Genomic DNA, 6,390 nt, shown 5'->3' on the forward strand with positions numbered 1-6,390 from the left:
GGCAGCCGTTAAGATTCGGTCGCGCTCATCCACTTCGGTTTCGGATAGCGTCGATCCGACTTGCCGGCCTTGAGGATGGCACCGGGCACGTCGTGGCCGATCAGCTCGGGCAGGGTGGCTGCCGCGGCCAGCAGCGTATCCAGATTCACGCCGGTCTCCAGGCCCATGCGCTGGAACATGTGCACCAGATCCTCGGTGCAGATATTGCCGCTGGCGCCGGGCGCATAGGGGCAGCCGCCGAGGCCGCCGAGGGAGGCGTCGAAGCGGTCGATGCCGGCGTTCAGGGCTGCCAGGGCATTGGCCAGGCCCATGCCGCGGGTGTTGTGGAAATGCGCGGTAAATACCGCTTCGGGCCAGCGCTGCAGCGCCTTGCGGCAGAGGCGTTCGACCTGGGCCGGGTCGGCCATGCCGGTGGTGTCGCACAGGGTCACGCCCTGCACGCCGATTTTCAGCAGGCGCTCGGTCAGCTCATGCACGCGCGCCTCGGGCACTTCGCCTTCGAACGGGCAGCCGAAGGTGGTCGACAGCGACGCATTGATGAACACGCCGCTGCCGCGGGTGACCTCGATGATTTCGCGAAACTGGGCGAGCGACTGCTCCGGCGTCATGCGCAGGTTGGCCAGGCCATGGGTGTCGCTGGCCGACATCACCAGGTTGATCTCGTCCACGTCGCAAGACAGCGCCCGCTCGCAGCCACGAACGTTGGGCACCAGCACGGTGTATTCCACGCCGTCGATGCGCTGGATGCCGCGCATCACTTCTTCGGCATCGCGCAGATTGGGGATGGCCTTGGGCGAGGTGAAGGAGGTGACTTCGATCTTCGCCAGGCCGGTTTGCGACAGCTTGTCGATCAGGGCGATCTTGGCGTCGGTCGGCACGAAGGCCGCTTCGATCTGGAAGCCGTCGCGGGTGGCGACGTCCTGGATGTAGAGGCGTTTGGTCATGGGAGGTCCTCGGGGACGCTGCAAGCCACAAGCTTCAAGCTGCAAGTAGCTTGCTTGCCGCTTGAAGCGTGCAGCTGCTGTTAGATGATGCCGCGCTCGCGCAGCCCCTTTACCTGTTCTTCGCTCAGGCCAAGCCCGGCGAGGATGTCGTCGTTGTGCTCGCCGAGCTGCGGGCCGCCAACGCCAATGCGCCCCGGCGTGCGGCTGAGTTTGGGTAGTACGCCTGGCACCTTGAGCGGGCCGACGGGCGTCTGCACCGTCTCGATCATCTGGCGTGCCAGGTAGTGGGGGTCCTGCACGATATCGGCGGCGGTGTAGGGGTAGCCGGCCGGCACGCGGGCGCCCTTGAGCGCTTCGATCACCTCTTCGCGGCCACGCCCGGCCGTCCATTCGCCAATGGCGGTGTCGATCAGCTCGGCATGCTGGCTGCGCCCGTCGTTCTGCGCCAGGCGCGGGTCGCTGCCCAGATCGTCACGGCCGATCAGGGTCATCAGGCGTTTGTAGATACTGTCGCCATTGCCGGCGATCAGCACGTAGCTGCCATCGTTGCACGGGTAGGAGTTGGACGGCGTGATGCCGGGCAGGGCGCTGCCGGCTGGCTCACGGATATAGCCGAAGGCGTCGTATTCGGGCACCAGGCTTTCCATCATGGCGAACACCGACTCGTACAGCGCCACGTCGATTTCCTGGCCTTCGCCGCTGCGGCCCCGCTCCTGCAGGGCCAGCAACACGCCGATCACGCCATACAGCGAGGACAGCGAATCGCCGATGCTCACCCCGACGCGCACCGGCGCTTGCCCGGCATAGCCGGAGAGATGGCGCAGGCCGCCCATGGCTTCGCCGATCACCCCGAAACCGGGCAGGTCGCGGTAGGGCCCGGTTTGTCCGTAGCCGGAGATGCGCAGCATGATCAGTCGCGGGTTGATCGCCTTCAACGCGTCATAACCCAGGCCCCAGCCTTCCAGCGTGCCGGGGCGAAAATTCTCCACCAGAATGTCGGCCTCGGCCACCAGCTGGCGGACGATGTCCTGGGCTTCGGCCTGCTTCAGGTCGAGGGTCAGCGAGCGCTTGTTGCGCGACTGCACATGCCACCACAACGAGGTGCCGTCCTTGATCTTGCGCCACTTGCGCAGTGGGTCGCCGACGCCAGGCGGCTCGATCTTGATCACGTCGGCGCCGAATTCGCCGAGCAGCTTGCTGGCGAACGGGCCGGCGATGAGCTGGCCCATTTCGATGACCTTGAGGCCGGCCAGGGCCATGGGTGCAACGGTTGTGTTGGCAGGCATGTGCGGCTTCCCGATGACTTGGGTTCGATGGCGCCGAGCATCGCCCACCACGCGGCTCGCCGCAATCAGTCAATCGTCAAGTCTGGCTTCGTGCAACGCGAAGGCATATGGTGCCACCATCGGTTCGCAGCCCTTGGCGCGGGCCAGCCTCTTTCGCCAGCCACGAAGCGGAGCCCGCCATGCGCGTGGATTTCACCACCCTCAAGTTATTCGTCGCCATCGCCGATGAGCGCAGCCTGACCCGCGCCGCCGAGCGTGAGCACCTTGCGCTGGCGGCAGTGAGCAAGCGCATCAGCGACCTGGAAGCGCATCTGCGCACCCCCTTGCTGTATCGCCAGCCCAAGGGCGTGGCGCTGACGCCGGCCGGCGATGCGCTGCTGCACCATGCGCGCAACCTGCTGGACAACATCCAGCACATGCAGGCCGACCTCAGCGAGTTCAGCGAGGGCATCAATGGCCACGTGCGCATCCACGCCAACACCTCGGCGGTGATCGCCTTTCTGCCCGAGGGCCTGGCAGCCTTCAGCGCCGAGCACCCGCAGATTCGCATCGACCTGGAAGAGCGCGTCAGCAGCGAGATCATCCACGCGGTGCGCGAAGGGCTGACCGATATCGGCATCTTCGCCGGCCACGTACAGGCCGCTGGCGTGCAGGTGTTTCCCTACCGTCATGACCGCCTGGTGCTGGTGGTGCCGAGTGAGCATCCGCTGGCGGCCCGCGAGCGAGTCACGCTGTCGGAAACCGTCGGCTACGACTTCATCGGCCTGCAGAAGGAAGCCTCGCTGCATAGCCTGCTCAGCGAGGCCGCGCAGCAGGCGGGCGTGCATCTGCGGGTGCGCATCCAGGTGCGCAGCTTCGAGGCCATCTGCCGGATGATCCATACCGGGCTGGGCATCGGTGTGCTGCCCGAGCAGGCGGTGCGTACCTATCTGCCGAGCATGGCGGTGCGCGCCGTGGCAATCGAGGATGCCTGGGCGGTGCGCGAGCTGAACATCTGCGTGCGCCAGTACGACAGCCTGTCGCTGATCGCCCGGCAGATGGTCGATCACCTGGCCAATGGTTCTGCCTTCGGCAATGGCGAAGGCAGGCTTGGCCAATCAAGAATTTAGTCGGCCTTGGGGCTCAAGTAGAGTTCGTGGCGAACAAAGGCATCCGGTGGGCACTGCCCCCCGTACCAATAACAACAGGAGATCGCCTCATGTCCCGCTTGTTCTGCCGCAGCCTGTCCTGCGTGCTGCTTTCCACCGCCATGGCCTTCGGCGCCGCCGTTCAGGCCGAGGAAATTGTCATCAAGTTCGCCCATGTCGCCTCCGACCAGACGCCCAAGGGGCAGGGCGCGCGCATGCTGCAGAAGCTGGTCAAGGAGCGCCTGACCGGCAAGGCGCGGGTGGAGGTCTACCCCAATTCTTCGCTGTTCGGTGACGGCAAGGAGATGGAGGCGCTGCTGCTCGGCGACGTGCAACTGCTGGCGCCGGCCCCGGTGAAGCTGGAGAAGTACCAGCCGCGGGTGCAGATCTTCGACCTGATGTTCCTGTTCGACAATGCCGCTGCTTCCCAGCGTTTCGAGCAATCGCCAAAGGGCCAGGAGCTGCTGCACAGCCTGGAGAACAACGGCATTCTCGGCCTGGCCTACTGGCTCAACGGTATGCGCCAGTTCACCGCCAACAAGCCCTTGCACCTGCCGAGTGATGCGCGTGGCCTGAAGTTCCGCGTGCAACCTTCCGACCTGCAGGCCGCGCAGATCAGCGCACTGCGCGCGGTGCCACGCAAGATGGCCTTCGCCGAGATCTACCAGGGCCTGCAGACCGGGGTGATCAATGCCTCCGACAATCCCTGGTCGAACATCTACAGCCAGCGCCACTTCGAGGTGCAGCAGTACATGATCGAGTCCAACCACGCGGTCGGCAATTACATGCTGATCACCAACGCCAAGTTCTGGAACGGCCTGCCCGACGGTGTACGCGGCGAACTCAAGACCATCATCGACGAGGTCACCGCCGAGGTTAACCGCCAGGCCCTGGCGCTCAACGAAAAGGACAAGGAGCAGATCCTCGCCGGCGGCAAGCACGAGCTGATCGTGCTGACGGACGAAGAGCGCAAGCAATGGCGCGAGGTGATGCAACCGGTCTGGAAGCAATACGAAGACAAGATCGGCAGCGACCTGATCGAAGCGGCCCAGGCCGCCAATGCTGCCATCAACTAGAACGGAGGCCGCCATGCTCGACCATCTGGATCATCTGGTACTGACCGCTACCGACGCCGACGCGACCACGCATTTCTATGTCGAGGTGCTGGGGATGCGCCTGGAGACTTTCGGCAAAGGCCGTAAGGCGTTCTGCTTCGGTAATCAGAAGATCAACCTGCACGTGCGTAGCCAGGAGTTCGAGCCCAAGGCTCACTTGCCGGTGCCGGGGGCGCTGGATCTGTGCTTTATCGCCAGCCAGCCGCTGGATCAGGTGATCGCGCATCTACAGCAGGTTGGCTGGCCAATCATCGAGGGGCCAGTGAGGCGCACTGGTGCCACGGGGCCGATTCGTTCGGTGTACCTGCGCGATCCTGATCTGAACCTGATCGAGATTTCCGAATTGGTTTGATAACGGGGCTTGTCGGGCAGCGGCATGGCAAGAGCGGATGCTCAGTTATCCATTGTGGGAGTGCTCGCTAGCACCACCTCTAACCGCTGGTTTTCATCGCATGGCTCTTTACCTCGGTAGGCTATTCGCCCACGCCGAAGGCCGCGTTTACCAATCGTGAATATTCGCCTCGCCAGGCCGGAGGTTAGAGTCGGCTGGCCAAAACAATTACAACAACCCTCCCTGGGAGACCGCTGATGAATGCATTGCAGCGCCTATGGAATCACCTCGAGGAAGCCGCTGTGGCGTTCCTGCTCGGGGCGATGACCCTGGTCACTTTCTCGTACGTGGTATTCAACAACCTTTACGGTGTTTTCTACGCCCTGGGCGATGTGCTGCCGTTTGGCAGCGATGCCCTGTTCGCCATTGGCGACGGCATCCTCTTCGTCGCCCAGGAAATGACCTGGAGCGTGGCCCTGACCAAGGCCATGTTCGGCTGGCTGATCTTCGTCGGCCTGGCCTGGGGCGTGCGCATCGGTGCGCACATCGGCGTCGACCTGCTGGTGCGCATGTTCCAGCCGGCCCTGCAGAAGGCCGTGGCCATCGTCGCGCTGCTCATCTGCCTCGGTTACTGCGCGCTGATGGCCTACTCCAGCGAGCAGTGGGTCGCGCTGCTGTTCACGCTCGGCACCGGCGCCGAGGATCTGGACCGCTTTGGCGTGCAGCAGTGGCACATCGTGATGATCGTGCCCATTGGCTTCACCCTGATGTTCCTGCGTTTCGCCCAGGTGCTGGTACGGGTGATCCAGGACAAGCAGATTGGTTTTGGTGGTCACGGCGAAGTGGAAGACGCCATCAAACTCGCCGAAGAAACGGAGGCTAAACGATGACCATCGCATTTCTGTTCATCGCCCTGTTCGCGCTGATGTTCATCGGCATTCCGGTGGCGATTTCCCTGGGCTTGTCCGGGGCCATGACCATCCTGTTCTTTAGCAACGACTCGGTGCGTTCGCTGGCGATCAAGCTGTTCGAGACCAGCGAGCACTACACGCTGCTGGCCATCCCGTTCTTCCTCTTGTCCGGCGCATTCATGACCAGCGGCGGCGTGGCCCGTCGGTTGATCGATTTCGCCAACGCCTGCGTCGGCCACATCAAGGGCGGCCTGGCCATCGCCGCGATCCTGGCGTGCATGCTGTTCGCCGCGCTGAGCGGCTCGTCGCCGGCCACGGTAGCGGCGGTCGGCTCCATCGTCATCGCCGGCATGGTGCGCTCGGGCTACAAGAAGGAGTTCGCCGCCGGCATCGTCTGTAACGCCGGTACCCTGGGCATCCTGATTCCGCCGTCGATCGTCATGGTGGTCTACGCCACCGCGACCGAAACCTCGGTGGGCAAGCTGTTCATGGCCGGTGTGGTGCCAGGCCTGCTGCTGGGCGTGTTCCTGATGGTCACCATCTACATCATCGCCCGGGTCAAGAACATGCCGTCGCTGCCACGCGCCTCGATGGCCGAGATCCTCACGGCTGGGCGCAAGGCCGGCTGGGGCCTGGCGCTGATCGTGATCATCCTCGGCGGCATCTACTCGGGCAT

7 protein-coding genes are annotated in these 6,390 nt (G+C 64.1%); 5 read left to right on the top strand and 2 right to left on the bottom strand.

The genetic code is table 11. The annotated features are described in order from the left end of the window. Positions 1-8: 8 nt before the first annotated feature. Together FB481_RS12630 and FB481_RS12635 are read right to left on the bottom strand one after the other, a co-directional pair. Positions 9-944 carry a hydroxymethylglutaryl-CoA lyase gene (locus FB481_RS12630; RefSeq protein WP_147176603.1) on the bottom strand — a complete coding sequence of 312 codons (936 nt, stop codon included), beginning with the start codon at positions 942-944 and terminating at the stop codon, positions 9-11. Between the two features lie 80 nt (positions 945-1,024). Next, positions 1,025-2,230, bottom strand: a complete 1,206-nt coding sequence (locus FB481_RS12635) for a CaiB/BaiF CoA-transferase family protein (RefSeq protein WP_256662746.1) — start codon at positions 2,228-2,230, stop codon at positions 1,025-1,027. Positions 2,231-2,409: 179 nt separating this feature from the next. Between FB481_RS12635 and FB481_RS12640 the strand changes: the two genes are divergently transcribed. The 5 genes from FB481_RS12640 to FB481_RS12660 form a co-directional block, all read left to right on the top strand. Next, positions 2,410-3,339 (top strand): LysR family transcriptional regulator, encoded by a 930-nt coding sequence (locus FB481_RS12640; protein ID WP_147176604.1) that lies wholly within the window; start codon positions 2,410-2,412, stop codon positions 3,337-3,339. 89 nt (positions 3,340-3,428) lie between these two features. Next, positions 3,429-4,433 carry a DctP family TRAP transporter solute-binding subunit gene (locus tag FB481_RS12645; protein WP_147176605.1) on the top strand — a complete coding sequence of 335 codons (1,005 nt, stop codon included), beginning with the start codon at positions 3,429-3,431 and terminating at the stop codon, positions 4,431-4,433. 13 nt (positions 4,434-4,446) lie between these two features. Continuing rightward, the gene (locus tag FB481_RS12650) at positions 4,447-4,824 is read left to right on the top strand and encodes a VOC family protein (protein ID WP_147176606.1); all 378 of its coding nucleotides are present in this window, start codon (positions 4,447-4,449) and stop codon (positions 4,822-4,824) included. Positions 4,825-5,060: 236 nt separating this feature from the next. Further along, positions 5,061-5,693: a TRAP transporter small permease gene (locus tag FB481_RS12655; protein ID WP_093507701.1), complete on the top strand. Its 633-nt coding sequence runs from the start codon at positions 5,061-5,063 to the stop codon at positions 5,691-5,693. Then, the coding region (locus FB481_RS12660) for a TRAP transporter large permease (protein ID WP_147176607.1) at positions 5,690-6,390 on the top strand (701 nt) is incomplete at its 3' end. The genes FB481_RS12655 and FB481_RS12660, both read left to right, overlap by 4 nt.

This window comes from Pseudomonas sp. AG1028 (assembly GCF_007993955.1).
Lineage (GTDB): Bacteria > Pseudomonadota > Gammaproteobacteria > Pseudomonadales > Pseudomonadaceae > Aquipseudomonas > Aquipseudomonas straminea.

Excerpts from the sequence above, each read along its gene's own strand:
- FB481_RS12655 (WP_093507701.1), top strand. The coding sequence starts at position 5,061 with ATGAATGCATTGCAGCGCCTATGGAATCACCTCGAGGAAGCCGCTGTG.
- FB481_RS12645 (WP_147176605.1), top strand. The coding sequence starts at position 3,429 with ATGTCCCGCTTGTTCTGCCGCAGCCTGTCCTGCGTGCTGCTTTCCACC.
- FB481_RS12640 (WP_147176604.1), top strand. The coding sequence starts at position 2,410 with ATGCGCGTGGATTTCACCACCCTCAAGTTATTCGTCGCCATCGCCGAT.
- FB481_RS12650 (WP_147176606.1), top strand. The coding sequence starts at position 4,447 with ATGCTCGACCATCTGGATCATCTGGTACTGACCGCTACCGACGCCGAC.
- FB481_RS12635 (WP_256662746.1), bottom strand. The coding sequence starts at position 2,230 with ATGCCTGCCAACACAACCGTTGCACCCATGGCCCTGGCCGGCCTCAAG.
- FB481_RS12630 (WP_147176603.1), bottom strand. The coding sequence starts at position 944 with ATGACCAAACGCCTCTACATCCAGGACGTCGCCACCCGCGACGGCTTC.